At 72.5% G+C, this 23,864-nt stretch carries 19 protein-coding genes; 7 read left to right on the top strand and 12 right to left on the bottom strand.

From position 1 onward, the window contains the following. Positions 1-68: 68 nt before the first annotated feature. The 8 genes from E8D37_RS03220 to E8D37_RS03180 all read right to left on the bottom strand — a co-directional run bounded on the left by E8D37_RS03220 (position 69) and on the right by E8D37_RS03180 (position 9,325). Positions 69-1,091 carry a C-terminal binding protein gene (locus E8D37_RS03220; RefSeq protein ID WP_168929590.1) on the bottom strand — a complete coding sequence of 341 codons (1,023 nt, stop codon included), beginning with the start codon at positions 1,089-1,091 and terminating at the stop codon, positions 69-71. Then, positions 1,088-1,570 (bottom strand): Lrp/AsnC family transcriptional regulator, encoded by a 483-nt coding sequence (locus E8D37_RS03215; RefSeq protein WP_136568313.1) that lies wholly within the window; start codon positions 1,568-1,570, stop codon positions 1,088-1,090. The genes E8D37_RS03220 and E8D37_RS03215 overlap by 4 nt, the downstream gene beginning before the upstream one ends. A gap of 113 nt (positions 1,571-1,683) precedes the next feature. Further along, positions 1,684-2,568, bottom strand: a complete 885-nt coding sequence (locus tag E8D37_RS03210; RefSeq protein WP_136568312.1) for a transporter substrate-binding domain-containing protein — start codon at positions 2,566-2,568, stop codon at positions 1,684-1,686. A 194-nt stretch (positions 2,569-2,762) separates the two neighbouring features. Further along, the gene (locus E8D37_RS03200) at positions 2,763-3,404 is read right to left on the bottom strand and encodes an amino acid ABC transporter permease (protein WP_136568311.1); all 642 of its coding nucleotides are present in this window, start codon (positions 3,402-3,404) and stop codon (positions 2,763-2,765) included. Beyond that, positions 3,401-4,027, bottom strand: coding sequence for an amino acid ABC transporter permease (locus E8D37_RS03195; protein ID WP_136568310.1), 627 nt, complete (start codon positions 4,025-4,027; stop codon positions 3,401-3,403). The genes E8D37_RS03200 and E8D37_RS03195 overlap by 4 nt, the downstream gene beginning before the upstream one ends. Before the next feature lie 4 nt (positions 4,028-4,031). Then, the gene (locus E8D37_RS03190; protein WP_136568309.1) at positions 4,032-4,805 is read right to left on the bottom strand and encodes an amino acid ABC transporter ATP-binding protein; all 774 of its coding nucleotides are present in this window, start codon (positions 4,803-4,805) and stop codon (positions 4,032-4,034) included. A gap of 142 nt (positions 4,806-4,947) precedes the next feature. Then, positions 4,948-6,348, bottom strand: coding sequence for an FAD-dependent oxidoreductase (locus tag E8D37_RS03185; RefSeq protein WP_136568308.1), 1,401 nt, complete (start codon positions 6,346-6,348; stop codon positions 4,948-4,950). A gap of 1 nt (position 6,349) precedes the next feature. After that, on the bottom strand, positions 6,350-9,325 hold the full coding sequence (locus E8D37_RS03180) for an aminotransferase class III-fold pyridoxal phosphate-dependent enzyme (protein WP_136568307.1): 2,976 nt from the start codon (positions 9,323-9,325) through the stop codon (positions 6,350-6,352). 389 nt (positions 9,326-9,714) lie between these two features. Here E8D37_RS03180 and E8D37_RS03175 point away from each other — a divergent pair, with 389 nt between their 5' ends. Then, positions 9,715-10,473 (top strand): alpha/beta fold hydrolase, encoded by a 759-nt coding sequence (locus tag E8D37_RS03175; protein WP_206055538.1) that lies wholly within the window; start codon positions 9,715-9,717, stop codon positions 10,471-10,473. Between the two features lie 163 nt (positions 10,474-10,636). Further along, the gene (locus E8D37_RS03170) at positions 10,637-12,097 is read left to right on the top strand and encodes an MFS transporter (RefSeq protein ID WP_136568306.1); all 1,461 of its coding nucleotides are present in this window, start codon (positions 10,637-10,639) and stop codon (positions 12,095-12,097) included. 13 nt (positions 12,098-12,110) lie between these two features. On the opposite strand, the gene E8D37_RS03165 is transcribed toward E8D37_RS03170, so the two are convergent. The 3 genes from E8D37_RS03165 to E8D37_RS03155 form a co-directional block, all read right to left on the bottom strand. After that, a complete protein-coding gene (locus E8D37_RS03165) occupies positions 12,111-13,361 on the bottom strand; it encodes a DUF1254 domain-containing protein (protein ID WP_206055537.1) in 1,251 nt (416 codons plus the stop codon). Positions 13,362-13,476: 115 nt separating this feature from the next. Continuing rightward, the gene (locus E8D37_RS03160; protein ID WP_136568305.1) at positions 13,477-14,544 is read right to left on the bottom strand and encodes a 5'-3' exonuclease H3TH domain-containing protein; all 1,068 of its coding nucleotides are present in this window, start codon (positions 14,542-14,544) and stop codon (positions 13,477-13,479) included. A gap of 337 nt (positions 14,545-14,881) precedes the next feature. Beyond that, complete coding sequence (locus E8D37_RS03155; RefSeq protein ID WP_168929589.1) at positions 14,882-15,796, bottom strand: sugar phosphate isomerase/epimerase family protein; 915 nt, start codon at positions 15,794-15,796, stop codon at positions 14,882-14,884. Between the two features lie 287 nt (positions 15,797-16,083). Between E8D37_RS03155 and E8D37_RS03150 the strand changes: the two genes are divergently transcribed. The 4 genes from E8D37_RS03150 to E8D37_RS03135 are packed head-to-tail and all read left to right on the top strand — an operon-like array spanning position 16,084 to position 21,302. Continuing rightward, complete coding sequence (locus E8D37_RS03150) at positions 16,084-17,676, top strand: ABC transporter substrate-binding protein (RefSeq protein WP_168929588.1); 1,593 nt, start codon at positions 16,084-16,086, stop codon at positions 17,674-17,676. Between the two features lie 43 nt (positions 17,677-17,719). Further along, complete coding sequence (locus E8D37_RS03145) at positions 17,720-18,793, top strand: ABC transporter permease (RefSeq protein ID WP_240770153.1); 1,074 nt, start codon at positions 17,720-17,722, stop codon at positions 18,791-18,793. Further along, complete coding sequence (locus E8D37_RS03140) at positions 18,790-19,701, top strand: ABC transporter permease (RefSeq protein ID WP_136568302.1); 912 nt, start codon at positions 18,790-18,792, stop codon at positions 19,699-19,701. Before E8D37_RS03145 ends, E8D37_RS03140 begins: the two co-directional genes overlap by 4 nt. Next, the gene (locus E8D37_RS03135) at positions 19,701-21,302 is read left to right on the top strand and encodes an ABC transporter ATP-binding protein (RefSeq protein ID WP_136568301.1); all 1,602 of its coding nucleotides are present in this window, start codon (positions 19,701-19,703) and stop codon (positions 21,300-21,302) included. The genes E8D37_RS03140 and E8D37_RS03135 overlap by 1 nt, the downstream gene beginning before the upstream one ends. 118 nt (positions 21,303-21,420) lie before the next feature. On the opposite strand, the gene E8D37_RS03130 is transcribed toward E8D37_RS03135, so the two are convergent. Continuing rightward, the gene (locus E8D37_RS03130; protein WP_136568300.1) at positions 21,421-22,548 is read right to left on the bottom strand and encodes a GTPase; all 1,128 of its coding nucleotides are present in this window, start codon (positions 22,546-22,548) and stop codon (positions 21,421-21,423) included. Positions 22,549-22,872: 324 nt separating this feature from the next. On the opposite strand from E8D37_RS03130, the gene E8D37_RS03125 reads away from it, so the two are divergent. Continuing rightward, entirely contained in the window at positions 22,873-23,793 is a 921-nt protein-coding gene (locus E8D37_RS03125; protein WP_136568299.1) for a tetratricopeptide repeat protein, read from the top strand. Positions 23,794-23,864 lie beyond the last annotated feature (71 nt).

Below are 23,864 nucleotides of genomic sequence, written 5' to 3'. Positions count from 1 at the left end.
CAGCAGTGCCCGCCACCTCGGGGAGGTGGCGGGCACTGCTGCGTCAGGGGGTGCTCCAGGGGCGTGCGTCAGGCGGTGCGGAGCGCGGCGTCTCGGGGGAGGCTCGCCTCGTGCCGGGGAGCGGTGCCGTGCACCAGCGTGTCCACCACGGACTCGAGCGCCATCTCGCGGGCCTGGAGGTAGGACTCGCGGGAGAGGAACGCGGAGTGGGGCGTGAGCACGACGTTGTCGAGCTCGGTGAGCGCGGTCCGGCCGGTCGCCTCGTCCTCGATGACGTCGACGCCGGCCGCGGCGATCGTGCCGTCGCGCAGGGCGGCGACCAGGGCCGCCTCGTCGACGACCTCGCCGCGCGCGGTGTTGAGCAGGACGGCGTCGGGCTTCATCAGCGCCAGCTCGCGGGCCCCCACCAGGTGGTGGGTGGTCGGCAGGAGCGGGCAGTGCAGGGAGACGACGTCGGAGGTGCGCAGCAGCTCGTCGAGCGTCGCCACCGGTGTGACGCCGGCGGCCGCGAGGTCGTCCGCGGACCGGGTCGGCGCCCAGACGGCCACCTCGACGCCGAAGGGCCGCAGCAGGGGGACGAGGGCGCGCGGGATGGCGCCGAAGAACACGAGCCCCACGCGCTGGCCGCGGAGGCGTCGGGGGAGCGGCAGGTCGTCGGGCAGCGGCTCCCAGGAGCCCGCGCGGACCCGGCGGTCGTAGCGGGTCAGGTGCCGGGCGAGGTCAAGGACGAGGCCGGCGGTGTGCGTGGCCACCTCCTCGACGCAGAAGCCCGGCGCGTGCGAGACGCGGACGCCGAGCTCGGCGGCCGCGACGAGGTCCACCGTGTTGGTGCCGATCGACTGGAGCGCCACGTGCCGGAGGTGGGGCAGCCCGGCGAGCACCTCGCGGTCGAGCTGCACCCCCTCGGTCACGACGGCGTCGGCGTCCGCGAGGGCTGCCCGGAGCGCGGCGGGCGAGGCGTCCCCGGGGTCGACCTCGGCGAGCTCGAGACCCTCGACGCCCCACGCGCGGAGCAGGCCGCGCTCGTGGTCGAGGTCGTCGCCGATGTTGGCGTAGCGGACCCGGAGCGGCCCGGCGGCGCGCGTGCTCACGCGTCCTCCGTGGGTGCCGCCGAGGCGACCTGCTGCTCGCCCCACGTGAAGCGGTGCGTGTGGATGTCGTGGTAGCTGAACGTGGTGAGGCTGCGGACGCCGGGGACGGCGCGCACCTCGGCGTTGATGACGGTGGAGAGGTGCCGGGTGTCCTCGGCGAGGACCTCGACCAGCACGTCGAAGGGGCCGGCGCCGATGACCACGTAGACGACCTGCGGGATGGCGGAGAGCTTGTCCGCGATCTCGTAGGGGTCGCCCTCGACGGTCAGGGCGAGCATGGCCATCGCCTCGAAGCCGAGCTTGAGCGGGTCGGTGATGCCGACGACCTTGAGGACCTCGTCCTCGATCAGCCGCATCACGCGCTTGCGGACGCCGCCGGGGGTGAGCCCCACGATCTCGGCGAGCTCGGTGTAGCCGGTGCGGCCGTCGCGCTCCAGGGCGCCGATGATGAGTCTGTCGACGTCGTCCATCTCGGTCATGCATCCATCCTCGTGCGTGCAGGGCGGGCGGTGTCACCACCGCCCGCCCTGGCGTGTCGTCCCGGCCGCCGCTGCGGCGGCCGGGTGGCGGGGCCCCGAGGCCCCGCGCCTGCTCACTTGCCGCTGAAGTTGGCCTTGTTGGTCAGGCCGTACTGGTCGAGGGCGTCCTGGACGGTGCCGTCCTCGCGGAGGGTCTCGATGTCCTCGTCCAGGGCGGTGGTGAGGTCGGTGTTGCCCTGGGTGTGGGGGAAGTTGACCTCGCCGTAGGACTGCGACGCCGTGAGGCGGTCGTCGGCCTCGATGGGCTGCATGTCGAGGCCCGAGTCGGTGAGCTGCGAGAGCTGGTAGCCGGTCTCGCCGGAGCCCGCGATGGTGGCGTCGATGCGACCGTTCTTCAGGTCGGTCATCGCCTCGGTGAGGGTCTCGTACTGCTTGACGTTGTCCTTGCCGAGAGCGTCCTGGAGCTCGGAGACGTACAGCGAGCCCTGGGTGACGCCCACGGTCTTGCCCTCGAGCTGGTCCAGCGAGTCGTACTGGCCGTCGGCCGACGCCACGGCGGTGAAGTCGTAGTAGACCGGGACGGTCTGGCCGAGCACCTTGCCGTGGGCGGCGGTGCGGTACCAACCGCCGGCGGCCAGGTCGGACTTGCCCTGCTGGACGGAGCCGATGGCGGTGGAGCCGTGGATCGTCGCGTTGGTGATGGTGAGGCACTCCATCTCAGCGATCTTGGTGAGCACGACGCCGTCCACGCCGCCGAGCGCACCGGTGGAGTCGTCCACGTCGACGTAGGGCAGCGACACGTCGGCGGCGACGGTGAGGGTGCCCTCGGTGACGGTGTCGAAGGTGTGGGCCGGCGTGCAGTCGTCGGCGACGCTGCCCGTGGTGCTGGTGGAGCTGTCGGCGCAGGCGGCCAGGGAGGCGGCCAGCAGCGGGGCGACGGCGAGGAGGGCGGTGGCGCGGACGGCACGCCGGGGGTGGGCCAGCAGCGAGTGACGCATGAAGGTCTCTTCTCGATCAGGTGACGCGTTCAGGGTGGGCGGTGCGCGCCGGCGGCCGTCTCGGGGTGGCCACCGGCGGTGCTGAGCGTCGTCGGTCAGCGGGGCGGTGCGGGCGGTGCAGGGGGAGCGACCACCCGGGCGGGGCCCGGGCGGGGGGGTCTGGGAGGGGGTGCGGGAGAGGGGACGGGGCGGGCTCAGTAGGCCGTGCGTGCCGACAGCCAGCCGGCCAGGCGCGAGGCGGCGACGACCACGACGGCGTACAGGGCGCCGGCGAGCACGAACACCTGCACGTACTCGAAGGTGATCGAGCCGATGTTGTAGGCGGCGCTGAGCAGCTCGGGCTCGGCGACGGCGACGGCCAGCGAGGTGCTCTGGAAGACGATCGCCGCGTAGGAGATCAGCGACGGCGTGGAGATCCGCAGCGCCTGGGGCGCGATGACCGACAGGAACGTGCGCGTCCGGCCGATGCCCAGGGCCCGGCACGCCTCGAGCTGCCCGGCGGGGATGCCGCGCAGGGCGCCGCGGACGATCTCGCTCACGTAGCCGGCGTTGGAGACGGTGAACGCGAGGATCACCGACCAGAACGAGCTGAGGACGATCGAGACGCTCGGCAGGCCGTAGTACACGAGGTACAGGACGACGAGAGCCGGCAGGCCGCGGGCGAGCTCGATCAAGGCGACCAGCAGCCAGCGCACCGGGCGGCTCGGGGTGAGCTCGGCGACGTAGCCGAGGACGAGGCCGAGCGGCAGGCCGAGCAGCAGCGAGACGAACGTGAGCCAGAGGCTGTGGCGCAGGCCCTCGAGGAGGTCCGGGAGCCAGGAGACGAGGGTGCTCATCGGGTCCTCCACCGTCCTTCGAGTCGCTGGGTGCCGAGCTTGCCCGCGACGGCGAGCAGGAGGCTGAAGAGCAGGTACAGCACGCCGACCGTGACGAACGGGGTGATCCCGTCGCCGGTGCGGTTGGCGGCGCGGTTGGCCACGAAGGTCAGCTCGGCGACGCCGATGACCGAGGCGAGCGAGCTGTCCTTGACCAGGCCGATGGCGTAGGAGAGGACGGCGGGCGCGGCGATGACCGCCGCCTGCGGTGCGACCACGCGGAGCTGGCCGGTGCGGGCCGGCACCGCAAGCGCGGCGAGGGCCTCGGTCTGGCCGCGCGGGACGGCCTCGAGGCCGGAGCGGTAGATCTCGGCGCAGTAGGCCGAGGCCACCAGGCCGAAGACGATGATCGCGGTGCCGAGCGCCGTGAAGAGGCCGATGCCGAGGAACACCAGCATGAGCCAGACCAGGGGCGGGACGCCGCGCACGACGTCGGTCCACACGACGGCGACGGCCCGCAGGACGCGGAACCGGCTGCGGCGGGCCACCACGACGAGGACGCCGAGCACCATGCCGATGCCCATCGCGGCCAGGGTGATCTCCACCGTGAGGAGCATCGCCTCGGGGAGCAGGGAGAAGTCCATGGACTCAGGCCTCCGCCAGGGCGCGCAGGAACTGGCGCGTGCGGTCGTGCTGCGGCTCGTCGAGGAGCTGCCGCGAGGGGCCCTGCTCGAGGATGCCGCCGTCGCAGAGGAAGACGGTGCGGTCCGAGGCCTGCTTGGCGAACCCCATCTCGTGGGTGGAGACCAGCATCGTCATGCCGCCCTCGGCGAGCTCGCGCATGACGGCGAGCACCTCCGAACGCATCTCGGGGTCGATGGCCGAGGTCGGCTCGTCGAACAGCATCACCGCGGGGTCGAGCGCCAGGGAGCGGGCGATCGCGACCCGCTGCTGCTGGCCGCCGGAGAGCTGCGCCGGGTGGCTGCCGGCCTTGTGCGCCAGGCCCACCCGGTCGAGCAGGGCACGGGCCCGGGCGTGCGCCTCGTCCTTGCTCGTGCCGAGCGCGGCGCGCTGGGCGAAGACGATGTTCTGCTCGGCCGTCATGTTCGCGAACAGGTTGAACTGCTGGAACACCATGCCCACCTGCCGGCGGATCTTCTGCAGCGCCTTGGGCGAGGACGCGACGGCGCGGCCACCGCGGTAGGCGACGAGCTCCTGCCCGTCGAGCTCGACCTGGCCGCTGGTGGGCAGCTCGAGCTGGTTGAGGCAGCGCAGGAGCGTGCTCTTGCCGCCGCCGCTGGGGCCGATGAGCGCGACGACCTCGCCGCGGTCCAGGTGCAGGTCCAGGTGGGAGAGCACCGTGTGGTCGCCGAAGGACTTGGAGAGGTCCTTCACGGCCAGCTGGGGCCGGGTTGCTTCCATGGTGGGCGTCCGATCTTCGTGACGTGTCGGGGTGGGCACGCGGGACTGGTCAGGGGTGGGTGTGGCCGGCCGGGTGGGGCCGGCAGGGTGGGGCCGGCCGGGTGGGGAGGACCGGGCGGGGCGGGGAGCCCGGCGGCGCAGGTCAGTAGCGGCCGGTGACGCGGTTCGCGACGCGGGCCAGGGCGGAGGTGCGCGGCTCGGTGGAGGTGCGCTCGCGGGCGTCGGCGGCCATGTAGACGCCGTAGAGGCCCTTGACCGCCAGCCAGCGGGCGGGCTCCGGCTCCCACTTGCGGACCTTCTTGCCGACCCAGGGCAGCCGGGTGATCTCGGTGTCCTCCTCGAGCAGCAGGTCGCGCAGGGTCCGGGCCGCGAGGTTCGTGGCCGACAGGCCGTCGCCGACGTAGCCACCGGCGACGCAGAGGCCGGTCTCGCGGTCGACGTCGACCGTGGCGGACCAGTCGCGCGGCACGCCCAGCACGCCGGCCCAGACGTGGTCGAAAGCGACGTCCGGCAGGCTCGGGAAGAGCCGGTCGAAGCCGGCCCGCAGCGCGGCCACCGACTCCGCGGTCGCGGCGCCGTGGTGGTCGCGGCCCGAGCCGAAGTAGTAGGGCGTGCTGGGCCCGCCCAGGACGATCCGGTCGTCGGCGGTCTTCTGGATGTAGCAGAAGGAGTGCGCGGCGTCGCGGGTGAGCACGGCGTTGTCGGACCAGTTGATCGCGTCCAGCTGCGCCGGGGTGAGCGGCTCGGTGGCGATGACGCTGCTGAGCTTGGGCAGCCAGGTGCGGCGCTGGCCGGGCAGGTCGCGGGTGAAGGCCTCGGTGCCGCGCACGACCCAGCGCGCGTCGACGGTGTGGCCGGTGGCGGTGGTGACCCGGTGCGGGGTGATGTCGGTGACGCGGGTGTGCTCGTGGATGCGCACGCCGCGGGAGAGCAGGACGTCGCGCAGGCCCCGGCACAGCTTGGCCGGCTGCACGCGGGCCGCGTGCCGGGAGAACAGGCCCAGCGTCCCGCCCTCGAGGTGGGCGAAGCGGCGGCCCAGCTCCGGGCCCTGGACCAGCTCGATCTCGTCGGGGGTGAAGCCCCACTCGAGGCTGTACTCCAGCTCCTCGCGGAGGCGGGCCTCCTGCGGGGGGTTGGTCGCGATGGCGATCTCGCCCTCGTGGGCGACGCCGGCGTCGATCTGCTCGTGCTCGGTGACCGCGACGACCTCGTCGATGGCGGAGAAGATCTCGCGCTGGAACGCGATGACGGCGTCCTTGCCGTGGGAGGCGGCGTAGAGCCGGTTCATGCCGGGCATCCCGTAGGAGAGCCACCCGCCGTTGCGGCCGGAGGCGCCGTAGCCGACGGTCTCGGACTCCAGCAGCACGATGTCCCAGTCGGGGCGTGCCTGCTGCAGGTAGTAGGCGGTCCACAGGCCGGTGAGGCCGCCGCCGACGATGGCCACGTCGGCGCTGGTGGGCGCGGCGAGCGCGTCCGTGGCGGCGCCGAGGCCCGCGTCGCGGAACCAGAAGGAGACGTCGCCGTTGCAGCGGATCTCGTGCATGTCAGTACCACTTCCTGGAGAGGACGTCGTCGAGCGCGTCGACGAAGAAGTCGGCCTCGGCGTGGGTGAGGGTCAGCGGGGGCTTGACCTTGAGGACGTTCTGGCGCTCGGAGGTCGCCTGGTCGATGACGCCGCGGTGCAGCAGGGCCTCGCAGACGGCGGCCGTCTCGGCGGCGGCGGGGGCGAGGGTCTCGCGGTCGGTCACGAGCTCGATGCCCTGGTAGAGGCCGCGGCCGTGGACGCGGGCGATGAGCGGGTGCCGCTCGGCCAGCGCCTCGACGCGGCGGCGCAGGTGCGTGCCGACCTCGAGGGCGTTCTCGCGCAGGCCCTCGCGCTCGAGGACGTCGAGGACGGCGAGGCCGGCGGCGCAGGCCATCGGGGAGCCGCCGGTGGTGGAGAAGAAGGTGCCCTCGCGGCCCAGGGCGTCGCTGATCTCCTTGCGGGTGATCACGGCGCCCAGCGGGACGCCGTTGCCCATGGCCTTGGCGCAGACCACGATGTCCGGCGTGGTGCCCTCGGCCTGGAAGGCCCAGAAGCTCTCGCCGGTGCGGCCGTAGCCCACCTGGACCTCGTCGGCGATGGTGAGCGCGCCGACCCGCCTGGCCTGGTCCTGCATGGCCGTGGAGTAGCCCGCGGCGGGCACGACGCCGCCGGAGTTGCCGAGGATCGACTCCATGATGACGGCGGCGGGAGCCCGGTCGGCGGACACGAGCCCGTCGAGGACGCCGCCGAGGTCGGCGGCGTAGCGGGCGCCGGCGTCCTCGCCGCGGTAGCGGCCGCGGTAGCCGTTGGGGACGTCGGTGAGGCTGACCCAGTCGGGGCGGCTGTCGAGGGCGTGCGGGTTGTCGTAGGCCGAGGTGGTGACGGCGTCCGCCGCCATCGACCACCCGTGGTAGCCCTCGGCGTGGGTGACGACCTGGCGGCGCCCGGTGGCGACCTGGGCCATGCGCAGCGCCAGGTCGACGGCCTCGGTGCCGCTGTTGACCAGCACCACCGAGTCGTAGGCGTCGCTGCCGGTGGTGGCCAGCAGCCGCTCGCTGAAGTCCGCGAGCTGGCGGTAGAGGAACCGCGAGTTGGTGTTGAGCATGGACAGCGCGCGGGAGACGGCCTGCTCGAGCGCCGGGTGGGAGTGGCCGATGGCGGCCACGTTGTTGACCAGGTCGAGGTAGGCGCGGCCGCGGCTGTCGATGAGGTGGCTGCGGCGGCCACGCACGAACTGCGGCGGGCGGCGGTAGTAGCGCTCGGTGTTGTCGGGCAGGAAGGCGTTGCGGCGGGCCTGCTCCCGGGCGTCGGCCTCGTCCTCGTCGAGGGGCGCGGCGACCGGCAGCCCCAGGGCCGGGTCGGTGGCGGCGACCAGCGCGGAGTAGCCGGGCGCCACGTCGTCGGCGCAGGCCCAGGGGAGGTCGGTGGCGCAGCCCGCGGGCAGCACCCGCAGTCGCAGGTGGTGCCGGGACGTCGCGGCTCCCGGGACGGCGTCGGCGACGTCCTCCACCGGGGTGGCCCGGCCAAGTGACTCGCCGGCGGGGACGACCTCGCCCACCCGGCAGTCCGGGGAGGGCTGCACGCAGGCGACCTCGACGCGGTGCTCGACGCCGTCCTCGCCCTGCACGGCCACGTGCAGCGTGGAGTCGTCCACCGCGAGCACCGTGGCGTCGACGAGGGTGAGCAGCTCGTGCCCGCCGCGGGAGACGGACTCGGCGGCGAGCGGCTGGCTGAGCTGGGCGTCGGGGCGGCTGGCCGGGCGCGCGCCGGTGACCCGGGGGGCGCCCTGCGGGACGAGGACGAGGGTGGCGCGGGCGAGCGCGGCGTCCAGCGCGGCGGCCTCGCTGTCGGTGCGCAGCAGGAGGTCGGTGGCCACGTCGTCGGACTCGGGCGCGAACGAGACGGGGACGGGGAGCGAGCCGTCGGCAGCGCGCAGCGAGAGGAGGGGGGAGACGGGCGTGGGGGCGGCGGGGGCGTCCCCGAACAGGGCCGCCATCGCGTCGGCGTCCAGCCCGGCGGCGACCTCGAAGCAGCGCCACTCGTGCGCCATCCGGGTCGTCGCGTAGACGTTCTCGGGGTCGATGGCGGCCTGGTGGCGGCCGGCGGCCACGAGCACGGCGGCCCGCAGCTGGACCAGCGGCCAGAGCACGGCGCGCTCGTCGGCGGTGAGGTCGAGGCGGTCGGCGAAGACGCGGACCATGGCGCGCAGCACGCCGAGGTCGTCCAGGTCGTGGTGCAGCATCGCGGTGACGGTCACGGCGACCTCACCGATGCGCCAGCTCTCGACGACATCGCCGAAGTCGATGACGCCGACGACGGCGGGTCGTCCGCCGGCGTCCGGGCGCACCACCACGTTGTCGTCGGTGACGTCGCCGTGGATGAGCTGGCGGGGGAGCCGGTCGGCGACCGCCTCGACGCGGGCCCAAGCGGCCTCGGTCACGGCGAGCAGGCGCTCGCGCTCGTCCTCGGGCACCGCGCGGGAGAGGTCCAGGACGACGTCGCGGCCGTGCTGCAGGTCCCACATGGAGGTGCGGGCCGCGGCGGGGGTCACGGTGGCCAGCGCCAGGGTGGAGCGGGCGACGAGCTCGGCGAGGCCGGTCACGACGTCGGTGGGGAGGTGGTGCTCGTCGACGAGCTGCTCGCCCTCCACGAAGCGCAGCGCCACCACGCGGTGGTCGGCGCCCTCGAGCGTCACGGTGCCGACCAGGGAGCCGTCGGCGGCGGGCACGGGGGAGGGCGCCTCGACGCCGGCGGCGGCCAGGGCGGTCATGGCGCCCACCTGGTCGTGGATGGCCGAGGCGTCGGTGGCGACGTTGAAGATCTTGAGGACGACGCGGCCGGCCGCGTCGTCGACCAGGAAGTTGCGGTCCTGCTGGCTGCCCAGCTCGGTGATCTCCCCGGTCAGGCCGAAGCGCTGCTGGGCGAGCTCGGCGGCGAGGGCGGCGGTGACCGGCGGGCGGCCGTGTGCCCCGGCCTCGGCGGCTGGCGTCGTCATGGTGGTTCCTCCTGGTGTGTCCTCGTCACGGTTGCTGACCCGGATGATGCGATCCGTGCAGATCGGTAACTCAACAACATGTGTCGGTGACGTGATGTGGCGACGGTAGGCGCATCGCTTCCGAAAAGTCACTCGGAAGGGCGCGGATCGGCCATGAATTCACATGGCTGTGACATACGGGTGAGCAATGGTGACCGATTTGGGGATCCGCGTCACTATTCCTGCGGCATCAGGCGCTTGAGGGTGACGGATCGGTCCGGCTGTCGCTGCCTCCGTCACGGACGGTTCCCGACGGCCCGGTCGTGTGCTCGCTCACCGCGCGGCCGGCCGGGAGGCCGGGAAGCCGGGGGCCACTAGCGTGGCCGCGTCCACCAGCCGAAGGAGAGCCCGTGCCGTTCCTGACCCTCGCCCACCCCACCGCCGGCCCCGTCGAGGCCTACCACGAGGTCGCGGGCGAGGGAGCGCCCGTCGTCCTGCTGCACGGTGGAGCGTGCTCGCTCGAGGTGATGCGGGAGATCGGGGACGCCCTGGCGGGCTCCTCCGAGGTGGCGCTGCGCGTGCACGCGGCCGAGCGGGCGGGGCACGGGCGCACCCCGGAGCGGGAGGGCCCGCTCTCCTACGCCGACATGGTCGAGGAGACCCTCGCCTACCTCGACGCCTGCGGGCTGGGGAGCGCCCACCTGGTGGGGTTCAGCGACGGCGGGATCGTGGGCCTGCTGCTCGCCCGCGACCACGCGGAGCGCGTGCGCTCGCTGGTGGCGATCAGCGCCAACCTCACCCCGGACGCGTTCGCCCCGGAGACCTCCACCCCCGTGCCGCCCGCGATCCAGGGCCGCATCAACGACGACAACGCGGCGCTCAGCCCCGGCGGGCAGGCCGCCGTGGAGCGCCTGGAGGACAAGTTGCGCGACCTGTGGGTCCGCGAACCCGTCATCGAGCCGACCTCGCTCGGCGCGGTCACGGCGCCGACGCTCGTGGTCGCCGGGGAGCACGACATGATCGCGCCCGCGCACACGGAGCTGATCGCCGCGTCGGTGCCCGGCGCGTCCCTCGCGTTCGTTCCCGGCACCGGGCACCTGCTCGTCGCCGAGCAGCCAGGGGAGGTCGCGGCGCTCGTGCTGGCGCACCTCGCCCCGCTCGTCCCCTAGGCCGCGGGCGGTGGTGGGCGGCCGCCGTGAGAGCCGCTGAGAGCCGGTGAAAGCGCCGTGAAACGTCGGTGAAGGCGGCGCTTCCTAGCCTCCTTCCTGCCGCGTCCGACCACCGGACGCCCGATCGGACGCCCCGGCCAGGAGGGTCCAGGAGGAGGTCGCCATGACCACCGTCGTCACCGCCGAGACCCGCTCGGCCACGTACCCGTCGATCCGCGCCGCGTGGATCCCGCTCGCCGCCCTCTGCCTGGCGTTCTTCGTCGAGATGGTCGACAACACGCTGCTCACGATCGCCCTGCCGACCATCGGCCGCGACCTCGGCAGCGGGACCACCGCGCTCCAGTGGGTCACGGGCGCCTACTCGCTCACCTTCGGTGGGCTGCTGCTCACCGCCGGCTCGGTGGCCGACCGGTTCGGCCGCCGCCGCGTCCTGCTGCTCGGCCTGACGTTCTTCGGCCTCGCCAGCCTCGCCGTCCTCGCGGTGACGACCACCGGCGAGCTCATCGCGCTGCGTGCCGTGCTGGGCGTGGCCGCGGCGGCCATGGCGCCGATCACCAACTCGCTGGTCTTCCGGCTCTTCGACGACCAGGCGCTCCGGATGCGGGCGATGACCGTGATGATCGTGGTCGGCATGTCCGGCTTCATCCTGGGCCCGGTGCTCGGCGGCACGCTGCTGGCCCACGCCCCGTGGGAGTGGCTGCTCGTCGTGAACGCGCCGATCGCGCTCCTGGCCGTGGTCGGGGTCCGGCTCGGCGTGCCGGCGGACCGGCGGGCGGACCTCACGGACGACGCGCTCGACCTGCCGGGTGCCGCGCTGAGCATCCTCACCATCGGCCTGGCCTGCTACGCCCTCACCAGCGGCGTCGACCACGGCTGGCTCAGCCTCCCGACGCTGGCCTGCGCCGTGGGCGCCGTACTGGCCGCGGTGGGCCTCGTCGTCCGGGAGCGCACGGCCGCCGAGCCGATGCTCGACCTCGCCTGGTTCACCGACGGCGGCACCGTGCGCGGGGCGGCCATCGCCCAGCTCGCGTCCTCGCTCACCATGGCCGCGGTGATGTTCGCCCTCATCCTGCACTTCCAGTACGCCTGGGGCTGGAGCCCCGTCCGCGCCGGCCTGGCGAACCTGCCGATGATCGTCACGATGCTCGCGGGCACCCCGCTCTCGGAGTGGCTGGGCCGCAGGCTCGGCCACCGCCGCGCCACGCTGGTCGGCGCCGCCTTCCTCACCGGCTCGCTGGTCTGGCTCGCGTGGGGCGTGGAGCACTCCTACCTCGCGGTCGCGGTCGGCATGGTGCTCATGACGCTCGGCCTGCGCACCGTCATGACGATCTGCGCCGTCGCCCTGGTGGACGCCATGCCGACCAACCGCACCTCGATCGGCGCCGCCCTGAACGACACGGCTCAGGAGGTCGGGACGAGCATCGGCACCGCCCTGGTCGGCACCTTCATCGCCGCCCTGGTGACCACGACGCTGCCCAGGGGGGCCTGGAGCGCCGACCTCGTCGCGTCCTACTTCCACGGGGAGCGCCTGACGTTCCTGGTGCTGGCCGTCGTCGTCGGCGTCGTGTCCGCTGTCGGGGCCCTGAGCCTGACCGACTCGCGCTCGGTGGAGGAGGCGCACTGAGCGTGCGCCCGCGTCAGTCGATCGCCACCACGTCCGGCATGGCGTAGTCGCCGTCCTGGATCGCCTGGCTCGGGCCGTACAGCCGGAGGATGAGGTAGGCGTCCTTCTCCGGGATCGGGAGGTAGGACGCGTCGTCGGCCGAGCCCGAGGCGGCGAGCTCGATCGTGTAGAGCCCGTCGTCGTCGGGCGTGAGCGTGCGGTCGCCGCGGCTGTGCCGGTTGAGCGCGTTGTGGGCCATCAGCCGGTCGTCGGAGGAGTACACGGTGATGGACCAGAACTCGCTCACGTCCGGCGCGGGGAAGCGCATCCGGAACCGGCGGCCGTCGTTGCCGTTGATCGGGCTGCCGTCGGTGGCCGTCTCGGTCTTCATGTAGACCGACTCGACCGGCGGCAGCCCCCACTGCCCGAGGTAGGTGCCCTCGGCGAACAGGTCGCGGGGGCCGTCCTGGAGGTCCTCGCGGGTGCCGAGCAGCTGCGCCGCCACGGTCATGGACGGCGCGAGCGCGACCAGGTGCTCCATGGCGAGCCGCTGCCCGCGCTCGGCGGCCTCGAGCTGGGCGGGGGTCCACGCGGTGACGGCCGGGTCGAGCCCCAGGGCGGTGTAGCGCTCGAGCCAGGACCGGTCGGCCTCGGCCATCGACCCGTGCCGCAGCACGAACGTGACGCGCTCCAGCCAGGTGCTGGCCGCCGGGTCGGGGTACGTGCGCACCACGGGCGCCGGCCCCTCCACCCCGAGGTGCCGCGAGAGGGTCTCGAGCCGCCAGCCGTCCATGAGCGCCTGCGCCACCGCCAGGTCGCCGGGGGCAGCGGTCGCCATGATCCGGCCCATCAGCTTCACGACGTCCGACTCCGAGCGCACCACCTCGGTCACGTCGGCCGGCACCTCGCCGTCCCAGGCGCGGGCGGCGAACAGGAAGGTCCCGCCCCGCGCGCCACGCGTGCGCGAGCCGATCATCGCGTTCGTGTAGTGGCCGAGGTCCATGGTGTGGAGGATCCAGTAGCGGCCCTCGTCGGCGTCGGGCACCGTGACGAGCACCGGCTCCGCGCCCAGGTCCAACCACCCCATGACGTGCAGGGTGTCGTTGTTGATCGTGGGGTGCGCGGTGTAGGTGTCGTCGGCCAGGTGCCTGATCGTCTGGAACTCGTTGAGGGCCACCCCGGGGGCGATCGTGGTCTCGTGGAGGAACCGGTACGCCTCGTCCATCGAGTAGGCGTAGAGGTAGGCGTCGCGCGCCAGGTCGTCGGGGATGTTCGCGGCGGTCACGTCCGGACGCTCGCAGAGGCGCCCTTGTCGGGGATCACCCGTCACAGGTGAGGCGGGCTCTCCGGCCTGCGGCGGAGCCGCGGGCCGAGCCCGCCTCGAGATTCTTGGCGGGGGGTCAGCGGCGCGAGGCGGACGCCGGGTCGCCGGTCAGCACGCGCAGCGCCAGGTCGGTGGTGGACTGGTTGCCCAGGAACCCGACCACGCGGCTGACCCTGTCGATGTCGAGCGGCAGCAGCCCGGGCGAGCCCGGCACGTCGGGCGTGAGCCGCAGGTCGAGGTCGTCGCGGCCGGTCATGATCCGCACGTTGAAGTCGTAGCGCTCGCGGGCGTCGGGGGCGCGCAGCGCCTTCACCAGCCGGGCCCCGAGCCGGCGTCCGCCCTGCTCGAGCGACCAGGAGTCGAGCGCCGCGGCCAGCGTCCTGCCCTCGTCGTGCTCGACGTCGGCCCACACCTCCTGCATGGAGCCGGCGACCTCCAGCAGCGCGGCCGCCGCCTTCTCGCCGATGCCGCTCACGCCCGGCAGGTTGTCGCTGGCGTCCCCGCGCAGCGCCGCGTAGGCGAGGTAGCTGGACGCGTCGACCCCGTACATGGCCCGCAGGCTGCGCGGGGTCAGCAGGGGGGAGGCATGGATGCCGCCGTCGATGAGCCGCAGCACCTTCGTGTGCTCGCTGATGTGGGCGAAGGCGTCGCGGTCCGAGGTGATGACGACGCACTCCCAGCCGTGCCGGCCCGCCCAGGACGCCCCGGAGGCGTTGACGTCGTCGGCCTCCAGCCCGGGCGGGGTGACCGTGGCCAGCCCGAGCGCGTCGAGCAGCGAGCCCGCTCGCTCCAGCTGGTCCACCAGCTCCGGTGCCTTCTCGGCGCGGCCGGCCTTGTAGTCGGGGTAGAAGTCGCGCCGCTCGGACGCCGTCCGGTCGTCCAGGCCGAAGACGACCGCGTCCGGGGCGAACGTGTCGATCGCCTCGATGATCTGCCGCAGCATCCCGTGCAGCGCCCAGACCGGCCGGTTCGCCCGGTCCACCATCCGCGTGTAGGCCCGGGCGTGGTGGTTGCGGTGCAGCAGGGAGGGGGCGTCCACGACCAGGAGCAGCTTCTTCTCGCCGGTGCGGGCCAGCGCGGCGGCCGCCGACGGCTGGGCCGGCGCGTCGGAGGCGGGCGCGGGTGCGGGGTCGGGAAGCGGCATGGCCCGGCCAGCCTAGGTGGTGCCGCCGACGCCCGTGGCGGACCCGGGGACGTGGCGGCTCGGGAGCAGGCGGATCGTCCGTGGGGACGCCTCGTGGTGGGCCGTTTCGACCCGAATTCGTCGCCCTTTCCGCGGGCCCGGTGAATATCGCGACCGAGCAGAATCTCCTCACTCGAAGGATATTTCCTGCTCGTGTCGACCGGATGAAGAAGAGAATGGTGGGGATTTCTTCCCGAAACGAGTCGACCCCGGCCTCGGAGGTCGTCCGAGGCCGGGGTCGGGACCCTGGCCGGCCACAGATCCGGGCAGGGCGATCGAGGAGCCCGGGAGGGGCCGTTCAGCCGGCGTCGACGGTCGCCCAGTGGCCGCGCAGCAGGTCGCGCATCTTGGCGGTCTCGGTGAGGGTGTCGATGTCGTCGAGCTGGAAGTCGCCCTCGATGTTGACGTACTCGAACCCGACGTAGCCCTCGTAGCCGTTGCCGGTGAGGACGTCCATCCAGCGCGGGAAGTCGATCTCGGAGCGCTCGAGCGGGACCTGGAGCCGACCGGTCGTGGCGGCCCGTGCGTGCACGTAGACGGCGTGCTTGGTCAGCTCGTCGAGGGCGTCCTGCTCGACGCCCCGGCTGATGAAGTGGCTGTAGTCCAGGGTGAGCCCGCAGGGGGCGGCCTCCTGGCACAGCCGCAGGGCGTCCTCCGGGTCCTGGATCACCGAGCCGACGTGCGGCTCGACGCAGAGCTTCACGCCCCTGGCCTGCGCCTTCAGCGCCATCTCGGTCAGCACAGTGACCGTGCGCTGGAAGGACTCCTCCTTCGTCTCGTGGGGCCACAGGACGCCGGGCAGCACGGTGAGGCTGCGCGCGCCGACCCGCGCGGCGACGTCCAGGACCGCCTCGAACATCGCGTCCGCGGCCTCGCGCAGCTCCGGGTCGGGGTTGTTGGCGGCCATGTAGCCGAAGTTGCTGAGGGTCTGCAGGTCCGGGTCCGCCAGGAGGGCGATGTCGGCGATCGCCACGCCCGTGGCCGCCACCGTGTCGTTGATCCGTCGGACCATCGCGTCGGGGTCGGCCATCAGGTCCTCCACGTTGAGGTGGGAGGACCCGCCGATGAGGCAGAGGTCGACGCCGTCGAGGCCCAGCCCCGCGATGGCCTGCATCGCCGACTCCCACGGCTGCAGCGGGCGGAAGCTGTAGTCGGCGCACGAGAGCCGCAGCCCCGACTTCTCGGCGGCGTTCTCCGCCATTTCGTTGTTCACGATGAATTCCTCCGGATCAGGGGGTGACGGTCGGCGCGCACGCGTCATCGGGCAAGCGACCGGCCGTCGCACGCCGTGATGCAACCCCACCCCGATATCGGGAGTCTCTGGAACAAGTCCCAAACGCCCCGCGCACATTTCTTGCGATAGGCCAAAGCCCTCGTCGGCGGCCGTGCCCCAAGGTGACGAGACGGCAGGGCGCTCGGGGCGCCGGCTGCCGATGGACAGCTTCCAGCGACGTGGGCTGCCGACCGCACAGGCCGACCGCACGAGGGAGTTACAGGACCGTGAGCCCGAACCAGCAGAGCCGATTCCACCTCACCGCTCGACCCAACCGTCGCACCTTCCTGGGTGGCGCCCTGGCCGGGGGCGCGGTGCTCCTGGGCGGCGCGACGCTCGTGGGTTGCGGCTCGGGCAGCACCGCCGGCACCAGGGCCGCCTCCGCCGGCCCCCAGAAGAAGGGCGGCACCCTGCGGCTGGCCCTCTTCAACGACGGCCCCGGCAGCATCGACCCCCACCTGCAGTCCGTCACCAACGACGCCTGCCGCGCGGTCAACGCGCATGACTACCTGGCCTACCGCAAGCTCGGCACCTCGGAGGTCGAGTACCGCCTCGCCGAGTCCATCACCTCCAACGCCACCGGTGACGTCTGGACGGTGAAGCTGCGCGACGGCGTGGTCTCCCACCAGGGCAAGAAGCTCTCCGCGGACGACGTCATCTACAGCATCAAGCGGATGTTCAGCCTGGCCGGCAGCCCGTCCAACGCCATGCTCGGCTTCATCGACCCCAAGGGCGTGGTCAAGAAGGACGACCTCACCGTCGTCTTCAACCTGCCAGCCCCGTACGCGGAGTTCATCTACCCGATGATGACCGTGACCTCGGTGATCGTGCCGGACGGCTACGACCCGAAGACCAACCCCGACGGCTTCGGGCCGTTCAAGATCAGTAAGTACGAGGCCGCGTCCCTCACCGTCTACGACCGGTTCGACGACTACTACGGCCAGGTGGCCTGGGTCGACCAGGTGCGCGCCAGCGAGATCACCGACCCGCAGGCGCGCCTCAACGCGCTCATCGGCGGGCAGGTCGACTACTCGGACGTGCCGGCGGAGCAGGTGAAGGTCTACGAGAGCAACGCCGCCTACAACCTGGTGACCAACAAGACGGGCGGCTTCCGCCCGATCGCCATGAACTGCCAGGTCTCGCCCTACGACCAGGTGGCCGTGCGCCAGGCGCTGCGGCTGCTCGTGGACCGCGACCAGCTCGTCACGCAGGCGTTCAACGGCAGCGCGACCGCCGCGTCCGACCTGCACAGCCCGCACGACCCCGACTTCCGCTCCGACCTGGTGCGGACCCAGGACATCGACCAGGCCAAGAGCCTGCTCAAGCAGGCCGGCTACGAGGACCTCCAGGTCGAGCTGTTCACCGCCGAGTTCGCCCCCGGCGTCACCGCGACCACCCAGGTCTTCGCCGAGCAGGCCAAGGCGGCGGGCGTCGACGTGAAGATCACGACCCTGCAGACCAACGCCTACTTCGGCGACCGGTACCTCACCTACCCGCTGTCCATGAGCAGCTGGTCGGAGCCGCCGTCGTACCTGGCCCAGGTCGCCTTCTCCGACCTCAAGGCGTCCACGTTCAAGGAGACGCACTTCGAGGACGCCGAGTTCGAGTCGCTCTACAAGCAGGCGAACCGGCAGATGGACGACGCCAAGCGCGGCGACCTCAAGGGCCAGATGCAGGAGATCCAGTTCGAGCGCGGCGGCTACATCATCCCGGCGTTCATCAACAACGTGGACGCCTACACGACCAACGTCGTGGGGGCCGTGGAGTCGACCGACGGCTACCCGATGGGCTTCCACTACAACCAGCTCTCGCTGGCGTGAGCCGACGGCTGACGCCTGACTGCGGAGACGTGAGTGCTGAGCTGTGAGTGCTGAAGACCTGACCGCGAGCATCGAGACCCTCGAGAACGAGGGCGTGCTCCACCGCCTCCCCCCGGAGCCCGCCCCGGCTCCGGGGGAGGCGGTGCCCAAGCCGTCCGCGCGACGGCACCTGTGGATCGTGCGCCGGCTGGCCTACACGGTGGTGTCGCTGCTCGTCGTGTCGATCCTGGTGTTCGGCGCGACGCAGATCCTGCCGGGGGACGCGGCCAACGCCATCCTGGGCAACCAGGCGACCCCGAAGGCCCTGGCCCAGATGCGGGCCCAGCTGGGCCTGGACCAGCCGATCACCGCGCAGTACCTCAGCTGGATCACCGGGGCCCTGCACGGCGACTTCGGCACCTCGCTCACGCTGAACGAGCCGGTCTCGCAGGTGCTCGCGGAGAAGGTCCGCAACTCGGGCGTCCTGCTCCTGCTCACGGTGATCGTGATCGTGCCGGTCTCGGTGCTGCTCGGCGTCTACACGGCCGTCAAGCGCGACAAGCTCTTCGACACCGCCACGCTCTCCGTCCTCATGGTGGTCTCGGCCCTGCCGGAGTTCGTGCTGGGCATCTTCCTGGTCGTGATCTTCTCCACCGGGCTGATGCACCTCTTCCCGGCGACGGCCCTGCTGGCGGCGGACCAGAACCCGCTGTCGACGCCGAACGCACTGGTGCTCCCGGTGGCCGTGCTGGTGCTCGTCTCGGTGCCGTACCTGACCAGGCTGATCCGCGCGTCGATGATCGAGGTGCTCGACAGCGACTACGTGCAGAACGCGCGGCTCAAGGGCATCAGCGAGCGCCGCATCCTGTTCCGTCACGCGCTGCCCAACGCGCTCGTGCCGCCGGTCCAGGCCCTGGCCGAGACGCTGGCCTACCTCGTCGGCGGCGTCGTCGTGGTCGAGTACCTGTTCGCCTACCCGGGGCTCGGCACCGCCCTCACCGACGCGGTCTCCGGACGTGACCTGCCGATGGTCCAGGCGAGCACGCTGCTCCTGGCGACCGTCTACATGGTCGTCAACCTGCTCGCCGACGTCGCCACCGTCTACCTGACCCCGAAGCTGAGGACGGCGACGTCATGACCCAGGCAGAGATCACGCCCGACACCGCCCCGCTCGCCGAGCCCGACCTGCTCCCCGGGGAGACGGTCCGCCGCTCCGGTGTCCTGCGGCGGGCGCTGCGCCTGCGCCGCACGCAGATCGGGCTGGTGATGTTCGTGCTCGTGGTGGGCGTCGCCGTGGTGGGCCCGTTCGTGGCCCCGCACTCGCCGACGGAGTTCGTCGGTGCACCCTTCGACCCGCCGAGCTCGTCCGCCTGGCTCGGCACCGACAGCCTCGGGCGGGACGTGCTGTCGCGGGTCCTGCACGGTGGCTGGACCGTCCTGTGGATGTCGTTCTCCGCGGCGGCCCTGGGCCTGCTCGTGGGCATCGTCATCGGCATGACGGCCGGCTTCGCGCGCAAGGCCGTGGACGACACGATCATGGCTGGCACCGACCTGGTGCTGGCGTTCCCCTCGATCGTCCTGGTCCTCATGGTGGTCTCGTTGCTCGGGACCGACCTGTGGCTCATCGTGCTGCTCACCGCGGCCTCGCACGCGCCCCGCGTGGCGCGCCTCTCGCGGGGCCTCACGATGGACCTGCGGGGCCGCTCGTTCGTGGAGGCCGCCGAGGTGCTCGGCGTCCCCCGCCTGAAGGTGCTGTTCAGCGACATCCTCCCCAGCATGTCGCTGCCGCTCTCGGTGGAGTTCGGCCTGCGCCTGACCTGGTCGGTGCTGCTCATCGCCAGCCTGAGCTTCCTCGGCTTCGGCGTGCAGGCGCCGCAGTCGGACTGGGGCCTGATCATCAACGAGAACCGCACCGGCATCTCCATCTCGCCGCTCGCGGTCCTCGCCCCCGCCACGCTCATCGCGATGCTCTCCATCTCGGTCAGCCTCGTGTCGGAGGGACTCGGCCGGACGATCGCCGGCACGGACCGGACGGAGGTGCAGTGATGACGCTCGTGGAGGTGTCGGACTTCCAGGTGACGCTGGACCGCGGTGGCCGGGCCATCGTGGACGAGGTCGGATTCACCATGGAGGCCGGCGAGATCGTCGCCCTCGTGGGGGAGTCCGGCTCGGGCAAGACCACGATCGGCACCGCGCTGCTCGGCTTCTTCCGCTCGGGCGCCTCGCCGGCGAGCGGCCGGATCGTGGTCGACGGCCAGGACGTCCTGGCGATGGACGTCGCGGAGCTGCGTGCGGCCCGGGGATCGCTGATCTCCTACGTCCCGCAGGACCCGACGACCGCGCTGAACCCGGCCCTGCGCGTGGGCGAGCAGGTGCTCGAGGTGCTGGCCGCCCACCGCACCGACGGCTCCCGGGCCGAGTGGCGCGAGGAGGTGCGCGCGATCTTCGCCGAGGTGCAGCTGCCCTCGACCGACGAGTTCCTCCAGCGCTTCCCGCACCAGCTCTCGGGCGGCCAGCAGCAGCGGGTCTGCATCGCCGCCAGCCTGGTGGCACGGCCGCGGCTCATCGTCTTCGACGAGCCCACCACCGGCCTCGACGTCACCACGCAGGCCTACGTGCTGGACGTCGTGCGCAGCGTCTGCTCGCGCCACGACATCGCCGCGCTCTACATCACCCACGACCTGGCGGTGGTCGCCGCCATCGCGGACCGGGTGATGGTGGCCTACTCCGGGCACCTCGTGGAGACCGGCCGCGCGGCCGAGCTCTTCGCCGCGCCGAGGGAGGAGTACACGCGCGAGCTCCTCGAGGCGATCCCCGACCTGGACCGGCCGCGCCCGTCAGCGGCGGGTGCCGTGGCGGCCGTCGACGGTGCCGCGCCCGCGGCCCCGGTGCTCGCGGTCAAGGACCTCACGGCGCGGTACGGCCGGAAGACGGCGCTCCACGGGGTCGAGCTCTCCGTGCGGCCCGGGCACTGCCTGGCCGTGGTGGGGGAGTCCGGCTCCGGCAAGACGACCCTGGGCCGCTGCATCATCGGGCTGATGGACTCCTACGACGGTGCCGTCGAGCTGGCGGGGGAGACCCTGCCCCGGTCGGTGCGTCGCCGCACCCGCCGGCAGCACCAGGAGCTGCAGTACGTGTTCCAGAACCCGTACGCCTCGCTGAACCCGCGCCAGACGATCGGGCACTCCCTGGCGGTCCCGCTCAAGGGCCTGGGCGGGGTGGGCGGGGCCGCGCTGGACTCGCAGATCGGGGACGCCCTGGAGAAGGTGCGGCTGCCGCGCAGCGTCATGCACCAGTACCCCGGGGAGCTCTCCGGCGGCGAGCGCCAGCGCGTCGCGATCGCCCGGGCGCTGGCCAGCGGGCCCAAGGTGCTCGTGTGCGACGAGATCACCTCCGCGCTGGACGTCTCGGTGCAGGCCTCGATCGTGGACCTGCTCCACGAGCTGCAGGTGCAGGAGCAGCTGGCGCTGCTGTTCGTCACCCACAACCTCGCCCTGACCCGCTGGATCGCGGACGAGGTGATGGTGATGCGGTCGGGCCGCGTCGTCGAGTCGGGGCCCTGCGACCAGGTGCTCACGCAGCCCACCGACGCCTACACGCAGCGGCTGCTGGACTCCACCCCGCGGCTGGCGGCCGTCGCCGGCTGAGGTTTCCGTCCGCTGTCCCGGGGCCCGGTGGGCGGTCGCCGGCTCACCGCCCACCGGCCGCCCGGGGACGTCATGCGATTCGGCCGTGGATCGCGCCGGGATGGATGACGTCCCGGGCTCAGCCCTTCCCGATCCTCCGCTTGGCCTGCGCCTTGAACTCCGTGGCGAAGACACCGCGCAGCAGGCTCGCGTCCAGGAGCACGTGGGGGCTGAGGTCGCCGCGGGCGACGCGGTCGCAGATCTCGATCCAGGCCTGGCCCATCGCGTAGGTGATGACCGAGGCGACGGAGGCGTTGATGGTCCCGCCGACCACGGTGCCGGCTCCGGGCACCAGCTTCACCAGGTTGGTCACCACAGTGCGTCCGGCACCGGTGCTGGCGGCCGTCATCGCCAGCGCCATGCCGGTCGCCCGCTGGAGCGGGACGTTGTAGGTCATCGCGATGCGCGAGAGCATCCCCAGCTGGATCGGGATGAGCAGCGCAGCGTCCGAGAACGGGATCGGGCTGGCCCCCGCGGCGGCCGCCGCCGAGACGGCCGCGGCCACCGCGGGCTGGCAGGCCTTCCGCTTGCGCGCCAGGTCGATGCGCTGGGCCTGGGTCAGGGCGTCGTGGACCGCGGCGGGCGCCACGCGAAAGGTGGCATCGAGCAGTCCCTCCAGGCCGTGCGCGGGGCCGTCGAAGGAGTCCGGGGCCGCCATGGTGAGGAACGGACGCCGCGTGGCGATCGGCAGGTCGAGGGACGCCATGTGGTCGGCGAGCTGGACCGCGCGCTCGTGCGGGACGCCGTCGCGCGAGGGCACCTGCGTGAGCACGAGGAGCACCGGCAGGCCCAGCTCGTGCAGGCGCCGGACGAAGCCCTCCTCGACGTGCTCGAAGCGTCCGCTGCGCGCGCCCACGCAGTACCAGGCGACGTGGATCTGCTCGTGGACCGGACGCCGCTTGAGGTCGGAGACCAGGGTTGCCAGCTCGGACAGGATCGTCTCGTCGTCCTTGCCGATCTCGAGGCCCTCGGTGTCGAAGACCCCCAGCGACCCGGACGAGTGCTTGTAGAGGTGGTGGCCCCGGGTGACGGGCTCGCCGATCCCGGTCTCGGCCAGGTCCTCGCCGAAGATCGCGTTGACCAGCGTGCTCTTGCCGACGCCGGTCTTGCCGAAGATGGCGAGGTTGAAGCTGCCGACCTCGAGCTCCTGGGCGCGCCAGCTCTCCTCGACGGTGCGGCGGATCCACTCCTCGGAGACGTTCGCCATCGGGGTTCCTCCAGGGCTGGACGGTGCGGCGGGCGAGGCCGCCGCGGACCCGTCGTCCGGGCGGCTGGCGTCAGGCTAGCCGGGGTGCGGCGGGCGTTCCGCTCGCTTTCGGTCAGAAGTATTTACTTCCATTGACCGAATCATTTGCCCTCCCTAGTGTGAGGGCCGTCACGGTTCACGGTCTCGGTGGTGGCGTACCGGGTGGCCCGCGGTCCAGTCGCCGGCCCCCACCCCCTCTCGAGGGGTGCTTCGCCCTGCCCACCCGACCGTGCGCTGCCACGCCCCGCCGCGCTGCGCGGCGGGTCCAACCAAGGGGGAACGAACATGAAGCGTCTCATCGCAGGCCTCGCCGCCGGGGCGGCACTCTGCGGGCTCGCGGTGTCGGCCGTCCCGGCTGATGCCTCGGGGACCCACGCGGGGTCCGGCTCGGCGGCCGCTGAGGCGGCCGCGGCGGCGAGCCTCTCCAAGCACGCACCCAAGAAGGTCGACATCCTGAAGGTCTCCGGCCTGACCGCCACCGACTTCGAGAACGTGGCCCTGATCTACAAGACCGAGAGCCAGGAGGGCGACGACCAGTACGCCCTCGAGCTCAAGTTCGCCAAGGCCGCCGCGGCGCTGGGCAGCGCCAACGCCATGCTCTGGATGGGCGAGATGTACCAGGGTGAGCACATCGGCGTGACCGGCCGCCGAGCGGTGCAGATCGCGATCCGGTGGTGGAACCTGGCCGCCGAGGCGGGGATGCCCCGCGGCTGGGCGAACATCGGGCTGCTCTACATGCACAACACCGTCCCGGGCGGCGGTGACAACTTCGCCGGCATCCCGCTCGACAACACGGTCGCCTTCTCCTACATGCTCAAGGCGAGCGACGCCGGTGACTCCAAGGCGCCGCGCTACCTCGGGCTGATGTACCAGGACGGCACGGGGGTGGGCCAGGACGACGCCAAGGCCGCCCAGTACTTCGAGCTCGCCTCGGACCGCGGCGACAGCACCGGTCGTCTGTACTACGCCGACTACCTGCTGGCCGGCACCGGTGTCGACCAGGACGTCGAGGGGGCGATCGCCCTGTACAAGGCGCTCGTCGACGACGAGGCCCACGACATCGCCACGGCGGCGTACACGCTCGGCGAGATCTACGAGCAGGGGGTGTACGTGCCGGCTGACACCGCCACGGCGCTGTCGTACTACGAGATCGCCCTGGCGAACGGCAACACCGACGCACAGGCGGCCATCGACCGGCTCTCCTGAGCCCGTCCGCGGCCGCGTCGGGCCAGGGCTCCCGCACCCGCGACGGCACGACCTGATCGGGGTGGATGCGG

The organism is Nocardioides sp. GY 10127, assembly GCF_004919085.1.
Classification (GTDB): domain Bacteria; phylum Actinomycetota; class Actinomycetes; order Propionibacteriales; family Nocardioidaceae; genus Nocardioides.
The sequence above is the reverse complement of the archived record's forward strand: the minus strand, read 5'-3'. Positions and strand labels throughout refer to the sequence as shown.

Coding starts and splice junctions, on each gene's coding strand:
- E8D37_RS03215 (WP_136568313.1), bottom strand. CDS start 1,570: ATGACCGAGATGGACGACGTCGACAGACTCATCATCGGCGCCCTGGAG.
- E8D37_RS03210 (WP_136568312.1), bottom strand. CDS start 2,568: ATGCGTCACTCGCTGCTGGCCCACCCCCGGCGTGCCGTCCGCGCCACC.
- E8D37_RS03200 (WP_136568311.1), bottom strand. CDS start 3,404: ATGAGCACCCTCGTCTCCTGGCTCCCGGACCTCCTCGAGGGCCTGCGC.
- E8D37_RS03195 (WP_136568310.1), bottom strand. CDS start 4,027: ATGGACTTCTCCCTGCTCCCCGAGGCGATGCTCCTCACGGTGGAGATC.
- E8D37_RS03190 (WP_136568309.1), bottom strand. CDS start 4,805: ATGGAAGCAACCCGGCCCCAGCTGGCCGTGAAGGACCTCTCCAAGTCC.
- E8D37_RS03185 (WP_136568308.1), bottom strand. CDS start 6,348: ATGCACGAGATCCGCTGCAACGGCGACGTCTCCTTCTGGTTCCGCGAC.
- E8D37_RS03180 (WP_136568307.1), bottom strand. CDS start 9,325: ATGACGACGCCAGCCGCCGAGGCCGGGGCACACGGCCGCCCGCCGGTC.
- E8D37_RS03170 (WP_136568306.1), top strand. CDS start 10,637: ATGACCACCGTCGTCACCGCCGAGACCCGCTCGGCCACGTACCCGTCG.
- E8D37_RS03160 (WP_136568305.1), bottom strand. CDS start 14,544: ATGCCGCTTCCCGACCCCGCACCCGCGCCCGCCTCCGACGCGCCGGCC.
- E8D37_RS03140 (WP_136568302.1), top strand. CDS start 18,790: ATGACCCAGGCAGAGATCACGCCCGACACCGCCCCGCTCGCCGAGCCC.
- E8D37_RS03135 (WP_136568301.1), top strand. CDS start 19,701: ATGACGCTCGTGGAGGTGTCGGACTTCCAGGTGACGCTGGACCGCGGT.
- E8D37_RS03130 (WP_136568300.1), bottom strand. CDS start 22,548: ATGGCGAACGTCTCCGAGGAGTGGATCCGCCGCACCGTCGAGGAGAGC.
- E8D37_RS03125 (WP_136568299.1), top strand. CDS start 22,873: ATGAAGCGTCTCATCGCAGGCCTCGCCGCCGGGGCGGCACTCTGCGGG.